Origin of the sequence: Streptomyces endocoffeicus (genome assembly GCF_016741935.1) — a bacterium.
GTDB classification, from domain to species: domain Bacteria; phylum Actinomycetota; class Actinomycetes; order Streptomycetales; family Streptomycetaceae; genus Streptomyces; species Streptomyces endocoffeicus.
The window spans coordinates 1-22398 of the sequence record NZ_JAERRG010000056.1; the positions used below are offsets into that span (position 1 = coordinate 1).

The 22398-nt window shown below is 74.8% G+C and carries 2 protein-coding genes; both read right to left on the bottom strand.

The window, feature by feature from the left end; all coding sequences use genetic code 11:
- The coding region (locus JK364_RS51240) for a type I polyketide synthase (protein WP_201858366.1) at nucleotides 1–5863 on the bottom strand (5863 nt) is incomplete at its 3' end.
- Between the two features lie 21 nt (nucleotides 5864–5884).
- Nucleotides 5885–22354, bottom strand: a complete 16470-nt coding sequence (locus JK364_RS51245; protein ID WP_201858367.1) for a type I polyketide synthase — start codon at nucleotides 22352–22354, stop codon at nucleotides 5885–5887.
- Nucleotides 22355–22398 lie beyond the last annotated feature (44 nt).

A 22398-nucleotide genomic window follows, 5' to 3' on the forward strand; every position in this document is an offset into this window, starting at 1 on the left:
ACCCGCGTTGCCTACTGAAGTCGACGAACGTGCCGGGGGTCGCCATGACGGTGACGCCGCCCGCCAGGGCGAGCGAGCACTCCCCCGACCTCAGCGCCTGCATGGCGCCATGGAGGGCGACGAGCGAGGAGGAGCAGGCCGTGTCAAGGCTGATGGCGGGGCCCTCCAGACCCAAGACGTAGGCGACGCGGCCGGACGCGAGCGCTCCGGCGGCGCTGTGGTCGGTGTAGTCGTGGTACATCACGCCCATGTACACGCCAGTTCGGCTGCCCTTCAGCGTCGCCGGGGCAATGCCCGCCGTTTCGAGCGCCTCCCAGGAGACCTCCAGTAATTGCCGCTGCTGGGGGTCCATGGCCAGCGCCTCGTTGGGACCAATACCGAAGAACGCGGCGTCGAAGCCCGCCGCGTCGTCCAGGAAGCCCCCGGTGCGGGCGTAGGTCTTGCCCTCCACGCCCGGTTCGGGGTCGTAGATCCGTTCGAGGTCCCAACCGCGGTCATCCGGGAAGCCGGAGATCGCGTCCCGGCTGTCCGCGACCAGCCGCCACAGGTCGGCGGGCGTCCGGACGCCGCCGGGATAGCGGCAGGCCATGCCCACGATCACGATCGGATCGTCGCCCGCCGTCGACGCCACGTCGGCGACGACCGTCTCACCCTCCTGCCGCGCACCGCTGAGCAGGAGTTCCTTGAGCCGCCCGGCCATCGAGCGCGCGCTCGGATAGTCGAACGCGGACGTCGCGGGAAGGCGCAGACCAGTCGCGGCGGACAGTTCGTTGCGCAGTTCCAACGCGGTCAGCGAGTCGAAGCCGAGGTCCCGGAACGCCCGGTCGGCGGCGACGCCGTCCGGCGAGGCGTGCCCCAGGACGGAGGCCACCTTGTTCCGCACGAGGTCCAGGACGAGGCGGTCCCGGTCGGCTTCGGACGCTGCCGTCAGCCGTTCCTCGAAGGCGTTCGGCGCGCCCGGGGTGACGCCCGGCGCGGGACGGGCGGCCGTCCGCCTCGCGACGGCGGGGACGACCCCGCGCAACATGGCCGGGACTTCGGCCGCGCCGGACCGGGCGGCCAGGCGCAGCGACCGCAGGTCGAGCTTGACCGGCGCGAGGACGGCATCGCCCGCGCCCACGGCGGCGTCGAACAGATCCAGGCCCTCGTCGGCGGACAGACCGCCCATGCCGCCGCGGTGCATGCGGCGGACGTCGGTCTCGCCGAGCCGGGCGTCCATCCCGCTGATGTCCCAAAGTCCCCATTCCAGGGACTGCGCCGCGAGGCCGTTCTCACGGCGGTGGGCCGCGAGGGCGTCCAGGAAGGCGTTGGCGGCGGCGTAGTTGGCCTGGCCGGGGGCGCCGAGCACGGCCGCGGCCGAGGAGAACAGGACGAACGCGGCGGGCGCGTGCTCGCGGGTGAGCTCGTGAAGGTTCCAGGCGGCGTCGGCCTTCGCCCGCAGTACCGTGTCCACGCGCTCGGGCGTCAGCGCGGTCACCACCCCGTCGTCGAGGACTCCCGCGGAATGGATCACGCACGTCAGCGGGTGCTCCGGCGGGATCGCACCGAGGAGCTCCGCGAGGGCGTCCCGGTCCGTGGTGTCGCACGCGACGACCTGCGCGCGAGCGCCCGACTCGGCCAGTTCCGCGCGGAGTTCGGCCATGCCTTCGGCGGCCATACCGCGGCGGCCCGCGAGGATCAGGTGCCGGACACCGTGCCGGGTGACGAGATGGCGGGCGATCAGCCGTCCGAGGCCGCCCGTGCCGCCCGTGATCAGCACAGTCCCGGCGGCGTCCCAGGGCGGGGCGGCGGGTGCCGCTTCGTCCGCGCCGGCGCGGACGAAGCGGGGCACGAGAATCTCGCTTCCGCGCACCGCCGCCTCGGGCTCCCCGGACGCCAGGACGACGGGGAGCAGCGCGGTGCCGGCCGCGTCCGGTTCGAGATCGGCCAGCACGAACCTGCCCGGGTTCTCGGCTTCGGCCGAACGGACCAGACCCCAGACGGGAGCCTGCGCGAGATTCGCCGGGCCGGCCTCGGGAGCGGTGGAAACGGCCCCGCGCGTCACGACGGCGAGCGTCGAGGACACCGTACGCTCGTCCGCCAGCCACGTCTGCAGCGCCGCGAGCACCCGATGCGTCAGCGCCCGCGCCCTGTCGGGGACCGGGCCGTCCGTGTCCTCCGCCGCCACCATGAGCGCCACGGCATCGGGAACGGGACGTCCGGCCTCGACCTCGGCGAGCAGCGTGCCGAGGTCTTCGACCATGGCCCAGCGGTCGGTCGGCACGCCGCCGGAGGGCGGGGTGACCGGTGACCACTCGACGCGGTACAGCGACTCATCGGGCGTCCGGTGCGCGGCGAGGTCCTCGACGGCGGCGGGGCGGACCGCGACGGAACCGATGGAGGCCACGGGCAGGCCGGTCATGTCCGCGAGATGCAGGGAAACGGCGGCACCGTCGAGCGTCGTCACGCGCGTCCGCAGGGCCGCCGCACCGGACGCGTGCAGCGAGACCGCGTTCCAGACGAAGGGGAGCCGCGGCGGGCCGTCGGCGGTGTCGGTGAGCAACCCGGGATCGTGCAGGGCGGCGTCCAGCAGCGCCGGGTGCAGGCCGTACTCCAAAGCCCCGGCCTCGTCGTCGAGTGCCACTTCGGCGAAGAGGTCGTCGCCGCGGCGCCAGGCTTTGCGCAGCCCCTGGAACATCGGCCCGTAGCCGTAGCCGGCGTCGGCGAGCGCGTCGTACAGCCCGTCCACCTCGACCTCGGCCGCCCCCGCGGGCGGCCACACCGTCAGTTCGGGCTCGGGGGCCGAGACCTGCGGGGTGAGGATGCCCTCGGCGTGGAGGGTCCACGGGGCCTCCGAGTCCGTTGCCCTGGAATGGATCGTCAGGTGACGGGCCCCGGACGGCTGCTCGGGCGGGGCCACCGTGACCCGCAGTTGGACGGCGTCCCGTTCGGGGAGGACGAGCGGCGCCAGCAGGGTGAGCTCCTCCACCGTCCCGCAGCCCACCTGGTCACCGGCCCGCAACGCCAGCTCCACGAATCCGGTCCCCGGGAACAGTGGCCTGCCGAGGACACGGTGGTCGCCGAGCCAGCGCTGTCCCTGGGCGGAGAGCCGTCCCGTGAGGACGACCTCGCCGTTCCCCGGCATCGCCACGACGGCCCCGAGGATCGGGTGCCCGGCCGCTTCAAGGCCTACCGCGGCGGGGTCTCCGCCCGCCGTGCCCTGCGCCTCCCAGTACCGCTCACGCTGGAAGGCGTAGGTCGGGAGATCGACGAGACGGGCTCCGGTTCCGTCGAACAGCGCCGCCCAGTCGAGGTCGGCGCCGCTGGTGTGGAGCCGGGCCAGCGCCGTGATCAGGGTGCGCACCTCGTCCCGGTCGCGCCGGGAGGCCGCCACCGCCGTCGCCTCGCCGGCGGTTTGCTCGACCATCGGGGTCAGCGCCGCGTCCGGACCGATCTCGAGGAATGTGCGGACGCGCGTCCCGGCCAGGTGCGCGATCGCGTCGGCGAACCTGACCGGACGGCGGACTTGATCCACCCAGTACCGGGCATCGGCCTCCGTCAGCGGCTCCCCTGTCACGGTCGACACGACGGGGATCTGCGGCGCCTCGAAGGTGATGCCGTCGAGGGCCTTGGCGAAGTCGTCCAGCATCGGCTCCATGAGCGCCGAGTGGAACGCGTGCGACACCGCCAGCCGGCGCGTCTTCCAGCCCTTGCCCGCGCACCTCTCGGCCGTCTCGGCGACCGCCTTCTCGGTGCCGGAGACCACGACCGAGGCCGGGCTGTTGACGGCGGCGACCTCCACCCCCAAGGGCAGGTGCGGCGCGACCTCGGCCTCGGGTGCCTGGACGGCGAGCATCGCCCCGCCGGAGGGAAGCGCCTGCATCAACCGGCCACGCGCACCGACGAGAACGCACGCGTCGGCGAGCGAAACCATCCCGGCGACGTGAGCCGCCGCGATTTCTCCGATGGAGTGACCGACCAAGTGATCGGGGCGGACGCCCCACGACTCCAGCAGACGGAACAGCGCCACCTCGACGGCGAACAGTCCGGCCTGCGCCCACATCGTCTGGTCGAGCAGGGCCTTGTCGTCGCCCCACACGACCTCGCGCAGCGAACCGTCCAACGTCTCATCGAACTCGGCGCACACCTCATCGAACGCGGACGCGAACACCGGGAACGCCGCATGCAGCTCACGGCCCATCCCCAGCCGCTGCGCACCCTGACCCGTGAAGACCAGTGCGGACGCGCCGTGGGCGGCGCGCTCCGGCGCTCCGTTCTGGTGCAGGGCACGCAGGCCGTCCCGCAGTTCGTCCCGGTCCCGGGTCACCAGCGCGGCGCGGTGTTCGAAGACCGCCCGGGAGGCGGCCAGCGAGTAACCGATGTCGGCGACCTCCAGTTCGTCGTGCTCGTCGAGGAACTCGGCCAGCCGCGTGGCCTGCGCGTTCAACGCCGCCGGTGTCCGGCCCGACACCACCAGCGGAATCACCGGCAGGTCCCTCCCACCGCCGGGCTCGGCGGACGGCTCCTCGACAGCGGGCGCTTGCGCTTCTTCGAGGATGACGTGGGCGTTGGTACCGCTCAGCCCGAACGACGACACCCCGGCCCGCCGCGGGTGCCCGTTGACCGGCCACTGGCGCGCCTCGGTCAACAACTCCACCGCACCCGACGCCCAATCCACCTGCCGGGAGGGCTCATCCACATGAATCGTCCGCGGCAACACCCCATGCCGCATCGCCTCCACCATCTTGATCACACCCGCCACACCAGCAGCCGCCTGCGCATGACCCACATTCGACTTCAACGACCCCAGCCACAGAGGCCGCCCCACAGGCCGATCCTGGCCATACGTCGCCAGCAGAGCCTGCGCCTCAATCGGATCCCCCAAGCTCGTCCCCGTGCCATGAGCCTCCACCACATCCACCTCAGCCCCCGACACCCCCGCAACCTCCAACGCCCGCCGGATCACCCGCTGCTGCGCCGGACCGTTGGGGGTGGTCATGCCACTGGAGGCGCCGTCCTGGTTCACCGCGGAGCCGCGCACGACCGCCAGTACCCGGTGCCGGTTGCGGCGCGCGTCCGAGAGGCGCTCGACCAGCAGGACGCCCGCGCCCTCGGACAGGCCGGTGCCGTCCGCGGAGTCGGCGAACGACTTGGACCGGCCGTCCCTCGCGAGGCCGCGCTGCCCGCTGAAGTACACGAACATGTCGGGGGCCGTCATCACGGTGACGCCGCCGACGAGGGCGAGCTCGCAGTCTCCGCGCCTGAGTCCCTCGGCGGCCATGTGCAGCGCGACCAGCGACGATGAGCACGCCGTGTCGACCGTCACCGCCGGGCCCTCCAGCCCGAGTGTGAAGGCGACCCGCCCGGTGACGAGGCTGCCGTCGCTCGTCCCCGGCCCGTAGTCGTGGTACATCACGCCCGCGTATACGCCCGTCCGGCTGCCGTGGAGCGACGTCGGGTCGATGCGGGCGTTCTCGACGGCCTCCCAGGACACCTCCAGCAGCAGCCGCTGCTGCGGGTCCATGCCGAGGGCCTCGCGGGGGGAGATGCCGAAGAACCCCGGGTCGAAATCGGCCATGTCGTAGAGGAACCCGCCCTCGGTGGCGATGCTCTTGCCCGGGACGCCGGGCTCCGGGTCGTACAGACCGCCGAGGTCCCAGCCGCGGTCGCCGGGGAACGCGGTGATGCAGTCCGCGCCCTCGCTCACCAGCCGCCAGAGGCCGCCAGGCGTGCGGACGCCGCCGGGGAGCCGGCAGGCCATGCCGATGATCGCGATCGGCTCGGTGGCGGCCGCGGCGAGGCGGCCGTTCTCCTGGCGCAGCCGCGTGTTTTCCAGCATGTACTTGCGGAGCGCCTCGACGATCTGCTCGACGGAAGTGTCCACGTTGGGTTCCCCGCTCTCCACTCAGTTCTGCTCGTCGGTCGCGAGCGCGGCGCGTACGAGGTCCTCGACCGTCATGTTCCTGATCTCTTCAGCCTCGTCCGCGGCCCCGCCGGACGGGCCGGGTTCCGCCGCCCGGTCGGCGGGTGCGGCGAGCCGCAGCAGCGCGTCCAGCAGGCCGGCCTCGCGCATCCTCGCCACCGGTATCGAGGCGATGGACCGCCGGATCGACGCCTCGTCAGGTTCCTTTACCGTCCCCGGGTCCCGGCCCGAGTCCCCGGCGGCCTCGGGCGACGGCAGTTCGTCGAGCAGGTGCTCGGCGAGCGCTCTGGGGTTGGGGTAGTCGAACATCAGCGTCGCCGGCAGGCGGAGTCCGGTCGCCGACTTCAGTCGGTTCCGGAGCTCGATCGCGGCGAGCGAGTCGAGCCCCATCTGGGTGAATCCCACCGCCATGTCGACCGACTCGGGCGTGTCGTGCCCCACGGCCGCGACATGCGCGCGGACGAAGTCGAGCACGGCCCTCTCCCGCGCGTTCCCGGACAGTTCGGCGATGCGCTCGGCGAAGGGCCGCTCGCCGGCGCCCGGACCGCCCGGTGCCCCGCCGTTCGGGGCGGCGAGGTGGGCGGCGGCCGGACGGGCGCCCCCGGCCGGTGTGGACATCGCGGACCGCACGGGCCGTGCGCCGAGCAGGTCGGCCAGCAGCCGCGGCCGCTCCTCGTCATCGACCGGCGTGGTCTCATCCAGGTGCATCGGGACGAGGACCGACTCGTCGGCCCGGCACGCCTCGTCGAAGAGAGCGAGGGCGTCGGCGGTCTCCATGGCCGGCATGCCCAGCCTCGCCACCTGCCGGATGTCGGCGTCGGTGACGCCGCCGCCCATCTCTGTCCTCGTCCGCCACAGCCCGAACGCCAGCGACGTCGCGGGCAGTCCGTCGGCGCGGCGGTGCACCGCCAGAGCGTCCAGGAACCGGTTGGCGGCCGCGTAGTTGCCCTGCCCCGCCGACACCAGCAGGCCCGCGGTCGAGGAGAACAGGACGAACGCCGCGAGGTCGAGGTCGCGGGTCAGCTCGTGCAGGTGCCATGCCCCGGCCGCCTTGGGGGCGAGCACGCGGTCGACCTGCTCATCCGTCAGGGAGCCGATGAGGGCATTGTCCATCACGCCTGCCGCGTGCACGACCCCGGTCAGCGGTGCTTCGGCGGGCACTGACGCCAGGAGCTCGGCCACGGCGGCGCGGTCGGCCACGTCGCAGGAGGCGAGCGTCACCTCGGCGCCGAGCCCGGCCAGTTCCTCCCGCAGTCGCGCCGCGCCGGGCGCCGCCGCGCCGCGCCGTCCGGCGAGAAGCAGATGCCTGACGCCGTGCCGGCTCACGAGGTGGCGGGCGACCAGCGCACCGAGCCCGCCCGTCCCGCCGGTGATGAGGACGGTGCCGGAGGGGTTCCACGGCGTCGGCGCGTCCTCGCCGCTCGGAACGCGGGCGAGGCGAGGCACCCAGAGCTCCCCGCCGCGGATCGCCGCCGCGGGCTCGTCCGTCGTCGTCAGGGCGGGGAGAAGGCGGGCGGCCCTGGCCGAGTGGTCGGAGTCGACGAGCAGGAACCGGCCCGGGTTCTCCTCCTGGGCCGAGCGCAGGAGCCCCCAGACGGGGGCGTGCGCGAGGTCGACCGCGGCACCGTCCCGGGGGCTCACCGCGCCGCGGGTCACGACCATGAGCCGGGCGTCGGCGAGGCGTCGGTCGTCCAGCCACCCGCGCAGGACGTCCAGCACCTGCCCGGCGACCTCGCGGACGCGTGCGGGCACGTCGCCGCCGGGAGCGTCGGGCATGAGCGGGTACAGCACCATCGCCGGAGGTTCGGCGCCCGTGTCCAGGTCCGCGCGCAGGGCGGCGAGGTCGCTGTACCGCCGCACGCCATCGAGTCCGAGAGCGGTGTCGGTGCCGGTGTCGCCGAGCACCGCCCAGCCGTCCGCGACGGCGTCGACGGCGCCGCCCAGGGGGAGCCGGTTCCAGGCCACCCGGAACACCGAATCGCGCTCGCCCGCCCCCGCGGAGACCGCCGCGTTGACGCGCTGCGCCGTGACTGGCCGGACGACAAGAGACTCGACGGTGGCGACCGGCAGCCCGGCCGGGTCGGTGAGTTCGAGCCGCACCGAGTCCGATCCTTCGGCGGCGCGCTGCTCCCCCGGCGTGATCCGGACCCGGAGCCGGGCCGCGCCGGTGGCGTGCACGCTCACCCCCGCCCAGGCGAAGGGCAGCTGGGTACCACCGACGTCCTGCGGCTTGCGGCCTTCCATGAAGTCGGTGGCGCTGAGCGCCGCGTCGAGGACGGACGGGTGCAGCCGGAACCCGGCGGCGTCCCCGGCCGCCCAGTCGGGCAGGGCGACCTCGGCGAACGTCTCCCTGCCCCGGGACCAGATGCCGCGCAGCCCCCGGAACATCGGCCCGTAGCCATAGCCCTGGCTGGTCAGGTAGTCGTAGACGCCGTCGATGTTCACCTCTTCGGCGCCTTCCGGCGGCCACGCCTCCGGGCGGCCCCACTCCGTGGCAGGCGCGGCGGACCCGGACGGGGCGAGGACGCCCGACGCGTGCCGGTCCCACGGCGCGTCGGCGGGGAGGTCCTCCCGCCGCGAGTAGACGGTGAACGTGCGGTGCCCGGACGCCTCCGGCGCGTCCATGACGAGCTGGACCGCCACACCGCCGGTCCGCGGGATCGGCATGATGGCCTCGATCGTGAGTTCGTCGACCACGCCACAGCCGACCTCTTCCCCGGCCCGCACGGCCAGCTCGACGTAGCCGGTCCCAGGGAACACCACGGTGCCGAGCACGTCGTGGTCGGCGAGCCAGCGGTGCGTCTCGACGGAGAGCCGGCCGGTCAGTACGACCGCGCCCGAGCCGGGAACGGGGACGACCGCGCTCAGCAGCGGATGCCCGGCGGGAACCTGACCGATCCCGGTGATGTCGCCCGCCACGACGGCGGGGCCGTCGAGCCAGAACCGGCGGTGCCGGAACGCGTACGTCGGCAGCTCCACCCGGCGCGGGCGCGCCGCCGCGAAGAACGCCGCCCAATCGGGTCCGGCACCCGCGGCGTGCATCCGGGCCACCGCGCGCTGCAGCCCCTCCGGCTCGGGCAGGCCTTTGAGGAGGGCGGGGACGAGCACGGCCGGGGCCTCCTTCAGTTCGCCGCGCTCCTCCAGGTCGGCCAGGCAGCTTCCGACGAGAGCGGTCAGGGCGCCGCCCGGCCCCAGCTCGACGAAGCGGGTCGTACCGCGTGAGACGAGGGTGCGCACGCCGTCGGCGAAGCGCACGGCCTCGCGGACGTGCCTGACCCAGTAGCGGGGCGAGCACGCCTGCTCCGCGGTGATCGGCTCACCGGTCACGTTCGAGATCAGGGCGATCCGCGGCGGGCCGAACCGCAGGCCCCGCACGGCCTCCTCGAACTCGTCCAGCATCGGCTCCATCAGCGTCGAGTGGAAGGCGTGCGACACGCGCAGCCGCCGCACCCGCCGGCCCGCGGCCTCGAACTCCGCCGCGACCATCGAGACGGCCTCCTCGGCGCCGGAGACGACCACCGAGCCCGGCTCGTTCAGCGCCGCGATGCTCACCTCGTCGCCGGCGGCGGTGGCGGCGAGCACGCCGCGGACGTCATCCTCGGGGGCCTGGATCGCGACCATCGCGCCGCCGGACGGGAGCGCCTGCATCAACCGGCCCCGCGCTCCGACCAGCGCGCACGCGTCCGGCAGGGACAGCACGCCCGCGACGTGCGCCGCCGCGATCTCGCCGATCGAGTGACCGAGGAGGACGTCGGGCGCCATGCCCCACGACTCCAGCAGCCGGAACAGCGCCACCTCGAACGCGAACAGCGCGCTCTGCGTGTGCGCCGTCTGGTCCAGGAGGGCGGCCTCGGCGGTGTCCGGCTCCGCGAAGACGACTCCGCGCAGCGGCCGGTCGAGGTGCTCGTCCAAGTGGGCGCAGACCGCGTCGAAGGCCTCCGCGAAGGCGGGGTGGGCCGCGTGCAGTTCCCGGCCCATTCCGGGCCGCTGCGAGCCCTGCCCGGAGAACAGGAACGCGGTCACGCCGTCCGTCCGGGCCGTGCCCGTCACCACCGTGGCGGCGCCGGCGGGCATCGTGTCCGGGTCGGCCAGGGCCTCCAGGCCCCGCAGGGCGTCCTCGCGATCCCCGGCCACGACGACGGCCCGGTGCGCGAGCGCCGCGCGTCCGGTGGCCAGCGAGAACGCGACGTCGGCGAGCCGCTGCTCCGGGTTCGCCCGAAGGCGTTCCAGGAGCCGCTCCGCCTGGGCGGGCAGCGCCGCCTCCGCCGCGGCGGACACCACCACCGGCAGCGGACCTGCGCCGTCCTGCCCGTCGGCCTCGGGACGCGCCGGCCCGTCCGCCGGGGCCTGCTCGACGATCACGTGGGCGTTGGTGCCGCTGAGGCCGAACGACGACACCCCGGCCCGGCGCGGGCGTCCGCCGTCCGGCCACTCCCGCGCCTCGGTCAGCAGCTCCACCGCGCCCGCCGACCAGTCCACCTGCGGGGATGGCTCGTCCACATGCAGGGTGCGCGGCGCCACGCCGGCGCGGATCGCCATCACCACCTTGATCACGCCGCCCACCCCGGCCGCGGCCTGGGCGTGCCCGATGTTCGACTTGATCGAGCCGAGGAGCACGGGCCGGCCGTCCGGACGGTCCTGGCCGTACGTGGCGAGCAGCGCCTGCGCCTCGATCGGGTCGCCGAGCCGCGTCCCGGTGCCGTGCCCCTCGACCAAGTCGACGCCGGACGCGGGCACCCCGGCCGCGGCGAGCGCCTGCCGGATCACCCGCTCCTGGGACGGGCCGTTCGGCGAGCTGAGGCCGTTGCTCGCACCGTCCTGATTGATCGCCGAGCCGGGCACGACCGCCAGCACCGGGTGTCCGTTGCGCCGCGCGTCCGAGAGCCGCTCCACCAGCAGGACGCCGACGCCCTCGGCCCAGCCGGTGCCGTCGGCCGCCGCGGCGAACGACTTGCAGCGGCCGTCCGGTGCGAGACCCCGCTGCCTGCTGAAGTCGACGAAGATGTCGGGCGTCGGCATCACCGTCACGCCGCCGGCGAGCGCCATCTCGACCTCACCGCGCCGCAGCGCTTGGCCCGCCATGTGCAGCGCGACCAGCGACGACGAGCACGCGGTGTCCACGGTCACCGCGGGCCCCTCCAGCCCGAGCGCGTACGCGACACGCCCGGAGACGATGCTCCCGGCGCTGCCGTTCCCGGCGTAGCCCGCCAGGTCCTCCGGCAGGTCGCGCAGGCGGCTCGCGTACTCGTGGTACATCACCCCGGCGTAGACGCCGGTCTGGGTGCCACGCAGCGACACCGGATCGATCCCCGCCCGCTCCATCGCCTCCCAGGACACCTCCAGCAGCAGCCGCTGCTGCGGGTCCATCGCCATCGCCTCGCGCGGCATGATGCCGAAGAAGCCGGGATCGAAGTCGGCCGCGTCGTACAGGAACCCGCCGAGCCGGGTGTAGGTCTTGCCCGGCGTGCCGGGCTCGGGCGCGTACAGGCCGTCGACGTCCCAGCCGCGGTCGTCCGGGAAGCCGGAGATCGCGTCGCGGCCCTCGGCGACCAGCCGCCACAGGTCCTCGGGCGACGTCACGCCCCCCGGGTACCGGCAGGCCATGCCCACGATGGCGATCGGCTCGTCCGTTCGCTCCCGGACCGTTGCCGGTGCCACCTGGGCCGGCGCGGTCCCGGCGCCGAGGAGGCGGTCCTTGAGGAACGCGGCGGCGGCCCGTGAGTTCGGGTGGTCGAAGGCCAGCGTGGCGGGAAGCCGCAGCCCGGTCGCCGTCGCGAGCAGATTGCGCAGCTCGACCGCGGCGAGGGAGTCGAACCCGAGCTCACGGAACGCCCGGTCCGGCTCCACGTCGGCGCCGGACGCGTGCCCGAGGACGGCGGCGGCGTGTCCGCGCACCAGCTCCGTCAGCATCCGGTCGCGGTCGGCCTCGGGCGCCTCGGCCAGCTCACGGGCCAGCGCGGAACGCCCGCCGGTGGCCTCGGCGCCGGAACCGGCGGCGGCGCGGCGGACCGGCGCCCGGACGGCACCGCGCAGGACCGCCGGCAGTTCCTCCGGCCCGCGCGACGCGAGCACGGCCCGGTCGAGCCGGAGCGGGACCGTCACCGGCAGGCCGGTCGCGATGGCGGCGTCGAACAGCTTCAGGCCCTCCGCGACGCCGATCGCGGGCATGCCCAGCCGGTGCATCCGGTCCAGGTCGGCGTCCGTCAGCGCGCCGCCGAGGCCGGTGTCCACGGCCCACATCCCGTATCCCAGCGACGAGGCGGGCAGTCCCTCGGCGTGGCGCCGCGCAGCCAGCGCGTCCAGGAAGACATTGGCGGCGGCGTAACCGCCCTGACCGGCGGCGAGGACAGTGCCGCCCGCCGAGGAGAACAGCACGAACGCGGACAGGTCCATGCCTCGGGTCAGCTCATGCAGGTTCCACGCGCCGTCCGCCTTGGGCCGCAGCGCCGAGGCCACCCGTTCCGGGGTGAGCGCCTCCACAGGGGCGTTGTCGACGACGGCCGCCGCGTGCACCACGCCCCGCAGCGGATGCTCGTCCGGAATCTCCGCCAACAGCGCGGCCAGCGCGTCCCGGTCGGCGACGTCGCACCGGGCGATCGTCACCTCGGCGCCGAGCCCGGCCAGGTCGGCGCGCAGCCGCTCCGCCCCGGGCGTTCCGGCGCCGCGCCTGCTCGTGAGCAGCAGCCGGCGCACGCCGTGCTCGGCGACCACGTGCCGCGCCACCAGCGCGCCCAGCCCGCCCGTCCCACCGGTGATCAGCACGGTGCCCGCGGCGGGCCAGGGCGAGGGCCGGGCCGGCGTCGGCCCGGCGACCCGGACGAGCCTCGGGACCCGGATCTGCCCGGCGCGCAGCATCATTTCGGGCTCGCCCGACGCGATGGCCGCGGGCAGCGCCGCCCGCGACTCCGGCGCCTGATCGGAGTCGACGAGCACGAACCGGCCGGGATGCTCGGCCTGCGCGGCCCGCACCACTCCCCATGCGGACGCCTGCGCCGGATCGACCAGCCCGTCCTCGTCCTCGCCTGCGACCGCGCGGTTCGTGACGACGACCAGCGGCGGCGCGTCGGGGCGCTCGTCCGGCAGTCGGTCCTGGACGGCGCGGAGGACGTCCTCGGTCACCGCTCGGGCCGCGGCGGGCGGGTCCGTGGCCGTGTCCGGCGTTCCCACCATGTGGATTACGGGGTCCATGCCCGCGTCCGGTGCCGTGACCGCGCGCGGGCGCCGCCATTCGATGCGGTGGAGCGACTCCGCGGCCGGCCGCCCGGCGCCAAGCTGCTCCGACGTGACCGACCGGGAACTGAGCGAGGCGATCTTCGCCACCGGGTGGCCCGCCGGGTCGGCGACCGTCACCGACGACAGCTCCTCGCCTCGCAACCGCCGGATGTGCGCCCTGACCGTCGAGGCACCGCCCGCGTACAGCGAGACCCCGCTCCACGAGAACGGCAGCAGCGTCGTCTCCTCCTCCCCCGGTTCGGCCCCGGCCAGGAGGTCGGCGTGCATGACGGCGTCCAGCAGCGCCGGGTGGATCCCGAACCGGTCGGCGTCCGCGCCGGTACCGGCCGGAAGCTCGACCTCGGCGAAGACGTCGTCGCCGCGCCGCCAGGCCGCCCGCAGCCCCTGGAAGGCGGGCCCATAGGCGTAGCCGCGCCCGGCGAGCGTGCCGTACACGTCATCGGTGCCGAGCCGGACGGCGCCCGGCGGCGGCCACTCCGCGAGTTCCTCGGGTGCCTCCTCGCTCTCCGCGCCGAGGACGCCGGTCGCGTGGCGCGTCCACGCCGCGTCGGCGTCCTCGGCGCGCGAGTAGACGTCGACCGGGCGGAGGCCCGTGCCGTCCTCGGCGCCCACCACGACCCTGAGCGCGACGCCGCCCCGCTCAGGCAGCATCAGGGGCGCTTCGAGGGTGAGTTCCTCGATCCGCCCGCAGGCCACCTCGTCGGCGGCGCGGAAGGCCAACTCCACGAATCCGGTTCCCGGCAGCAGAACGCCGCCGAGGACGGCGTGGTCCGCGAGCCAGGGCTGCGCGTCCACCGACAGCCGCCCCGTCAGCACGACCTCGCCCGAGCCCGGGGAGTTCACGACGGCCGTGAGCATCGGGTGACCCGCGTCGTCCAGCCCGGCGGCGCCGAGAGCGGTGCGCGAGCCCAGTGACGGGTCCAGCCAGTAGCGCTTGCGCTGGAAGGGGTAGGTCGGGAGATCGATCCAGCCGGACTCGGGGAAGAAGGCCGCCCAGTCGACGGCGTGGCCGCGGGCGTGGAGCCGCGCCAGGGCCGTGACCAGGGTCTGGGTCTCGTCCCGGCCGCGACGCGCGGTGGGAACCGCGGTGGCGTCGTCGACGGTGTGCTCGACCATCGGGGTCAGCGCCGCGTCCGGACCCACCTCAAGAAACGTGCGCACACCCGCTTCCGCCACATACGCGACCGCGTCCGCGAACCGGACCGGACGCCGCACCTGGCCCACCCAGTAGCGGACATCGGCCTCGGTCAGCGGCTCCCCAGTGACCGTGGAAACCACCGGGATCCGCGGCAGCCCGAACGTAATGCCATCGAGCGCGCTGGCAAACTCCTCCAGCATCGGCTCCATCAACGCCGAATGAAACGCATGCGACACCGCCAGCCGACGCGTCTTCCAGCCCCTGTCCGCACACACCCCCACCACCTCGGCAACAGCCTCCTCAGCACCGGAAACCACCACCGACGCCGGACTGTTGACCGCCGCGATCTCGACGCCATCCGGCAACAGCGACACAACATCGCCCTCCGCCGCCTGGACGGCCAGCATCGCCCCACCAGACGGAAGCGCCTGCATCAACCGGCCACGCGCACCCACGAGAACACACGCGTCGGCGAGCGAAACCATCCCCGCCACATGCGCAGCCGCGATTTCTCCGACGGAGTGACCGACCAAGTGATCGGGGCGGACGCCCCACGACTCCAACAGACGGAACAACGCCACCTCAACGGCGAACAGACCGGCCTGCGCCCACACCGTCTGATCCAGCAGACCCTTGTCGTCCCCCCACAACACCTCACGCAGCGAACCCCCCAACACACCATCGAACCCCGCACACACCTCATCAAAAGCCGCCGCGAACACCGGAAACCCAGCATGCAACTCACGACCCATCCCCAGACGCTGCGCACCCTGACCCGGGAACGTCAGTGCGAGTTCGCCGGGGGCCGCGATGTCCATGATCGCGCCGGTACCGGCGGCGGCCGCCTCCAGGCCGCGAGCGAGGTCCTCACGGCTGGTGCCGATCACGACGGCGCGGTGCTCGAGGGACGCGCGGGTGGTGGCCAGCGCCCGGCCCGTGGCGATCAGGCGGTCATCGGTGACGGTGTCGAGATGGGACCGCAGCCGCTCGGCCTGCGCGCACAGAGCGGCGGCGGACTTCCCGGACAGGATCCACGGGATGTGGCGCGGGGCGGCCTCGTCCCCGGCCGGCGGTCGGCCGTCGGCGGGCTCGTGCTCGGCGGGCTCGTGCTCGGCGGGGGCCTCTTCGAGGATCACGTGGGCGTTGGTGCCGCTGATGCCGAACGAGGAGACGCCGGCGCGGCGCGGCCGGACCTCGGCGTCGTCGTCGGCGGCGGGCCAGGCGACGGGCCCGGAGAGGAGTTCAACGGCGCCGGCGTCCCAGTTCACCTGGTCCGTGGGTGTGTCGGCGTGGAGGGTGCGCGGCAGTACGCCGTTGTGCATCGCGTGCACCATCTTGATGACACCGGCGACTCCGGCGGCGGCCTGGGTGTGCCCCAGGTTGGACTTGATCGAGCCCAGCCGCAGCGGACGTCCGTCGGCCGGGCGCTCGCGCCCGTAGGTGGCGAGCAGCGCCTGCACCTCGATGGGGTCGCCGAGAGTCGTGCCGGTGCCGTGCCCCTCCACGGCGTCCACGTCGGCCGGCGACAGCCCGGCGGTCGCCAGCGCACGCATGATCACGCGCTGTTGGGACGGCCCGTTCGGGGCGGTGAGGCCGTTGGAGGCGCCGTCGGAGTTCACCGCCGACCCGCGGAGGACCGCGAGTACCCGGTGCCCGTTGCGACGGGCCGCGGAGAGCCGCTCCAGCAGCACCATGCCGACGCCCTCACTCCAGCCGGTACCGTCGGCGCCCGCGCCGAACGACTTGCAGCGGCCGTCGGGGGCGAGGCCGCGCTGGCGGCTCATGTCCACGAACGTGTCGGGGGTGGACATGACGGTGACGCCGCCCGCGAGTGCGAGCGAGCAGTCGCCGCGCCGCAGCGCCTCGATTGCCCAGTGCATGGCGACCAGGGACGACGAGCAGGCCGTGTCCACGGTGACGGCGGGCCCTTCCAGCCCGAGCGCGTAGGCGACACGTCCGGAGACGACGCTGCCGAGGCTGCCGTTGCCGTGGTATCCGGCGAGGTCCTCGGGAAGGCGGCCGAGCCGCAGCCCCCAGTCGTGGTACATGACGCCCGCGAACACGCCCGTGTCGGTGCCGTGCACCGAGGACGGGTCGATGCCCGCGCGCTCCAACGTCTCCCAGGAGATCTCCAGGAGGAGCCGCTGCTGCGGGTCCATCGCCTGGGCCTCGCGGGGGCCGATGCCGAAGAAGGCGGCGTCGAAGGCGGCCGCGTCGTACAGGAAGCCGCCCTCGCGGGTGGAGAGCCCGCCCGGCTCTCCGATCTTCGGGTCGTGGACGTCGACGTCCCAGCCGCGGTCGTCCGGGAAGCCGGAGATCGCGTCGCGGCCCTCGGCGACCAGCCGCCACAGGTCCTCGGGCGACGTCACGCCCCCCGGATACCGGCAGGCCATGCCCACAATGGCGATCGGCTCATCCTCCGCCCCAACCGGGACGGCGGCGGGGGCGTGCCAGGTTCCCGGACGGGCGGTGGCGGCCCCGGCGTCGCCGATCTCCTCAGCGAGGTGCGCGGCCAGGGCCCGTGGTGTCGGGTAGTCGAAGGTCAGGGTGGGGCTCAGCCGCATCCCGAGGGCGGTCCCGAGCCGGTTGCGCAGCTCGACGGCGGCGAGGGAGTCGAAGCCCAGCTCGTTGAACTGCCGTACGGCGCCGACGGCAGTCTGATCGTCGTGGCCGAGGACGGCGGCGGAGTGCAGCCGGACGAGGTTCAGCAGCGCGGCCTGGCGTTCGACGGCGCCGAGCGCGGCCAGCTCGCGGGCGAACGACGGCTCGCCGGCCGGGTCGGCGGCGGCCCGGCGGCGCGCGGTGGGCGCGAGGCCGCGCAGCAGGGCGGGCATGTCGTCCCGGTCCCGCAGCGCGCGGCGGTCCAGCCGCAGGGCGGCTACGGACGGGACGACGGCGGCCGTGGCGGCGTCCAGCGCCGCAAGCCCCTCGGACGGCTGCAACGGGGTGATGCCGAGCCGGCCCATCCGGCGCAGCGCGGCGCCGTCCAGTCCCTCGCTCATCCCGGCCGCGGCCCACGGCCCCCACGCCACCGATACGGCGGGCAGCCCGGCCGCGCGACGGGACGCGGCCAGGGCGTCCAGGAACGCGTTGGCCGAGGCGTAGTTGCCCTGCCCCGCGCCGTCCAGGATCGCCGCGGTCGAGGAGAACAGCACGAACGCCCGCACGTCGAGGTCTCGGGTCAGCTCGTGGAGGTGCCAGGCGCCGTCGGCCTTGGCGGCCAGCACGGCGTCCAGCCGTTCGGCGGTGAGGGAACCGATCACGCCGTCGTCCAGCACGCCCGCCGCGTGCACGACGCCGCTCAGCGGGGCCTCGGCGGGGACGGCGTCCAGCGCGCGGCCCAGGGCGGCGCGGTCGGCGGCGTCGGCGGCGAGGATCGTCACTCCGGCCCCGAGCCTGGTGAGTTCGGCCTCCAGTTCGGCCGCGCCGGCGGCGTCCGGTCCCCGCCTGCTCAGCAGCAGCAGGTGGCGGACGCCGTGCCCGGCGGCCAGGTGGCGGGCGACGAGCGCGCCGAGCCCGCCCGTCCCGCCGGTGATCAGGACGGTTCCGGAACCCCACATCTCACCGGGGGACGGTGCCACCGCGGCGAGGGGCGCCAGGCGCGGGACGCGGAGTTCGCCGTCGCGCAGGTCGAGTTCGGGCTCGCCGGTGGCGACGGCGGCGGGCAGCGCGTCCCAGGACGGGGCCGTCCCGTCCACGCCGGCGAGCACGAACCTGCCGGGATGCTCGGCCTGCGCGGCCCGCACCAGCCCGCGCAGCGCGGCGAGCGCGGGCGAGGGCGCGTCACCGGTTCCGGAGCGGGCCACCAGCACGAGGCGGGACGCGGGAGACCGCTCGTCCGCAAGCCGCTCCTGGATGACGTGGAGGGCGCGGTGCGTCACGGCGCGCGTCCGGGCCGGTTCGTCGCCGTCCGCGTCCGGTTCCTCGAACGTCACGAGATCCGGGGCGCCGGCGCCCGCACCGTCCTGCTCCACCGGGTGCGGAACCCACTGGACGTGCAGGAGCGGCGCCGCCGCCCCGGCGGTGCCGAGGCCGAGGCCGCCGGAGGGGACGGGGCGGACGAGGTAGGAGTCCACCGACGCGACCGGCGCGCCCGCCGGATCGGCCAGGTCGATCGCGACCTCGTCCGGGCCGCGGGAGGTGATGCGCACGCGGACGGAGGAGGCGCCGGTCGCGTGCAGGGAGACACCCGTCCAGGCGAACGGGAGCCTCAGCGTGTCCGGGACGGGTTCGGGGGAGGCGAAGTCGGTGGCGTGCAGGACGGCGTCGAGGAGGGCCGGATGCAGGCCGAAGAGGGCCGCGGACTCCCTCGCCGCGCCCTCCAGGGCGACCTCGGCGAACACCTCGTCCTCCCGGCGCCACACGGCCCGAAGCGCCCGGAAGGAGGGGCCGTAGCCGTAGCCCTGGCCGGCGAGGCGGTCGTACAGGCCGGTGATGTCCACCGGCCGCGCCCCCTCGGGCGGCCACACCGCCAGCGCGGGTGCGGCCCGCTCGCTCCCGGCGCGCGCCCGGGGACCGGCGAGCAGGCCGCCGGCGTGCCGGACCCAGCCGTCGTCGGGCGCCGCGTCGCCGGTGCCGCCCTCGGTCCGCGAGTACAGCTCGATGGTCCGCCGTCCCCGCCCGTCGTCCGGGCCGACGGAGATCTGCAGGGATACCGCGCCGTCCGGCGGCAGCGCCAGCGGCGTCTCCAGCGTCAGCTCGGCGACCTCGTCGCAGTCGGCCAGGTCGGCCGCGCGGAGGGCGAGGTCGAGTAACGCTGTCCCCGGCAGCAGCGTCGTTCCGGCCATGACGTGGTCGGCGAGCCACGGGTGCTCGCGCAGCGAGACCCGTCCGGTCAGCACGACGCCGCCCGGGGCGCCGCCGAGCCCGACGGCGGCGCCGAGGAGCGGATGACCGACAGCCAGCTGGCCGAGGGACGCCGGGTCGTCCTTGGCGGCGGGCGCCTTCAGCCAGAACGTGCGGTGCTGGAAGGCATACGTGGGCAGTTCGACGCGCCGTGCGCCGCGCCCCGCGAAGAACGCGGCCCAGTCCAGGCCGGCGCCGCGCGCATGCGCCAGCGCCGTGGCCGACAGCAGCTCGCGCCGCTCGTCGCGGCCGTGCCGCAGGACCGGGACGAAGACCGCCTCGTCCGCCCGGTCGGCGAGGCAGTCCCGGCCCATCGCGGACAGCACCGGGTCCGGGCCCAGTTCGAGGAACGTCCCGACGCGCCGGCCGGCCAGCCACCGGACGCCGTCGGAGAAGCGGACCGGTTGCCGGACGTGCCGGACCCAATACTCCGGCGAGCACAGCTCCGCGGCGGTGGCGAGCTCCCCCGTCACGTTCGACACGACGGGGACGCGCGGGGGCGCGTACGTGACGATCTGGGCCATCTGCCGGAACTCGGCGAGCATCGGCTCCATCAGCGGCGAGTGGAAGGCGTGGCTGACCCGCAGGCGCCTGGTCCGGCGGCCCTCGGCCGCGAACCGCGCGGCGATCTCCAGGACCGCGGACTCCTCGCCGGACAGGACGACCGCGCCGGGTCCGTTGACCGCGGCGATCGCGACGGCGTCCTCGTACCCGCGCAGCCGCGCCGCCACCTCGTCCTCGTCCGCCTGGACGGCGACCATCGCGCCGCCCCGCGGCAGTTCCTGCATGAGGCGGCCCCGCGCGCCGACGAGGGTCGCCGCGTCCTCCAGCGACAGCACTCCCGCCGCGTGGGCCGCGGTCAGCTCGCCGACCGAGTGCCCGGCGAGGTAGGCGGGCCGGAGACCCCACGATTCCAGAAGCCGGAACAGCGACGCCCCGACGGCGAACAGGGCGCTCTGCGCGTACGCGGTCTGGTCGAGGAGCGCGGCGCCCTCGCTGCCGGGTGCTGAGAACAGCACGTCCCACAGGGAGCGGTCGAGCTGGAGGTCGAGATGGCCGATGGCCTCCTCCAGGGTCCGCGCGAAGACGGGGAACGCGTCGTACAGTTCCCGGCCCATTCCGTGCCGCTGGCTGCCCTGGCCGGTGAACAGCAGGGCGAGGGCGCCGCCGTCCGCGGTGCCCCGCACCACACCGGGGGTGTCGCCGGTGCCGACGGAGATCGCATGGAGGCCGCGCAACAGGTCGGCGCGGTCGCCCGCCACCACGACGGCGCGGTGATCGAGCGACGCGCGGGTGGTCGCCAGGGAGAAGCCGAGGTCGCCGAGCGCGGGTGCCGTGCCGCCGCCTCCCTCGACGTCTCCCGCGACGCCTCCCTCGACGTCTCCCTCGATGAGGGCGAGCAGCCGGGACGCCTGGCCGCGCAGCCCCGCCTCGCTCACGGCGGACACCACGACGGGCATGAGCTCCTCACTACCGCCGGCCGGGTCGCCGTCCGGCTCGGACGGGGCGGGTTCGGGCGGCTCCTCCAGGATCACGTGCGCGTTGGTGCCGCTGACACCGAACGACGACACCCCGGCCAAGCGGGGGCGGTCGCCGCGCTCCCACGGGACCGGCCGGGTCAGCAGCTCGACGTGCCCGGCCGACCAGTCGACGTGCGGGGAGGGCCGGTCCACCTGGAGGGTCCGCGGCAGCTCGCCGTGGAGCATCGCCATGACCATCTTGATCACGCCCGCGGCGCCGGCGGCGGCCTGGGCATGGCCGATGTTCGACTTGATCGAGCCGAGCCGCAGCGGAGCGCCGGCTCGCCGGTCGCGCCCGTAGGTGGCGATCAGGGCGTCCGCTTCGATCGGGTCGCCGAGCGTCGTTCCGGTGCCGTGGGCCTCGACGGCGTCGACCTGATCACCGGACACGCCGGCGTCGGCGAGGGCCTGGCGGATGACGGCCCGCTGCGCGGACCCGCTCGGCGCGGTCAGCCCGTTGCTGGCGCCGTCGGAGTTGACGGCCGAGCCGCGGATGAGCGCGAGCACCGGGTGACCCGCCGCGACGGCGTCGGAGAGGCGTTCCAGCACCAGCACCCCGGCGCCCTCGGCGAACGCGGTGCCGTCGGCGGCCGCCGCGAACGGCTTGGCCACCCCGTCCGGGGCGAGGCCGCGCTGCCGGCTGAACGCGGTGAACGTGCCGGGCGAGCCCATGATCGCCACCCCGCCGCCCAGGGCGAGCGCGCATTCGCCGCGGCGCAGTGCCTGCACGGCCAGGTGCAGGGCCACCAGCGACCCCGAGCACGCCGTGTCCACGGTGAGCGCGGGCCCCCGCAGCCCGAGGGTGTAGGCGACCCGGCCGGACAGGACGCTCGGCGCGCCACCGGTCAGCAGGGACCCGTCCAGGCCGTCCGGTGCCTCGTGCAGCCGCGGCCCGTACTCCTGAGGCTCGGCCCCGATGAACACGCCGGACCGGGTGCCGTGCAGCGACCGCGGGTCGATCCCCGCGCGCTCGATCGCCTCCCACGCCGTTTCCAGGACGATGCGCTGCTGCGGATCCATCGCGGTCGCCTCGCGCGGACCGATCCCGAAGAACTCGGCGTCGAAGCGGCCCGCCCCGGCGAGGAAGCCGCCGCGCCGCACGTAGCTGGTGCCGGGCTCGTCCGGGTCGTCGGAGAAGAGGCGGTCCAAGTCCCAGCCCCGATCCTCGGGGAACGCGGAGACGACATGGGCACCGTCCGCCACCAGCCGCCAGAGCAGCTCCGGGGAGTCCGCCCCGCCGGGGAATCGGCAGCCGATGCCCACGATCGCGATCGGCTCGTCCTCAGCGACCCGCGGGCCCGGCCCGTTTTCTTCCCCGTCCACACCCTCGTCCGTGCGCCCCAGCAGCTCGGCGCGCAGCCGTGCGGCGAGCGCCGCGGGGCTCGGATGGTCGAACGCCACGGTGGCGGGCAGGGCCGTCCCGGTCGCGGCGGTGAGCCGCGCGTGCAGATCGACCAGCGCGAGGGAGTCCAGGCCGATATCCCGGAACGCCCGCCCGCTCTCGGGCGGCAGGCCGGTCTCGGGCACGTCGCGCTCCATGTGCCGCAGCGCAGCGGTGGTGTGCGCCGTCACCAGCTCGAGCACGACCCTGGCCTGCTCGGCCTCGGGCAGTTCCGCGAGCCGTTCGGCCCACGTTTCCCGGCGCTCCTCCCCTCCAGCGGGAATTGCGGCCCGGCCCTCGGCCGCGCCGTCTTCGAGGCCTCCGAAATCACTCATGAGAACGCACTCCGCAAACCCGGTCTTCACCATGAATTTTCGAA

What these genes read in the sequence shown, in the direction of transcription:
- JK364_RS51245 (WP_201858367.1), bottom strand. Translation starts at nt 22,354, where the DNA reads ATGAGTGATTTCGGAGGCCTCGAAGACGGCGCGGCCGAGGGCCGGGCC.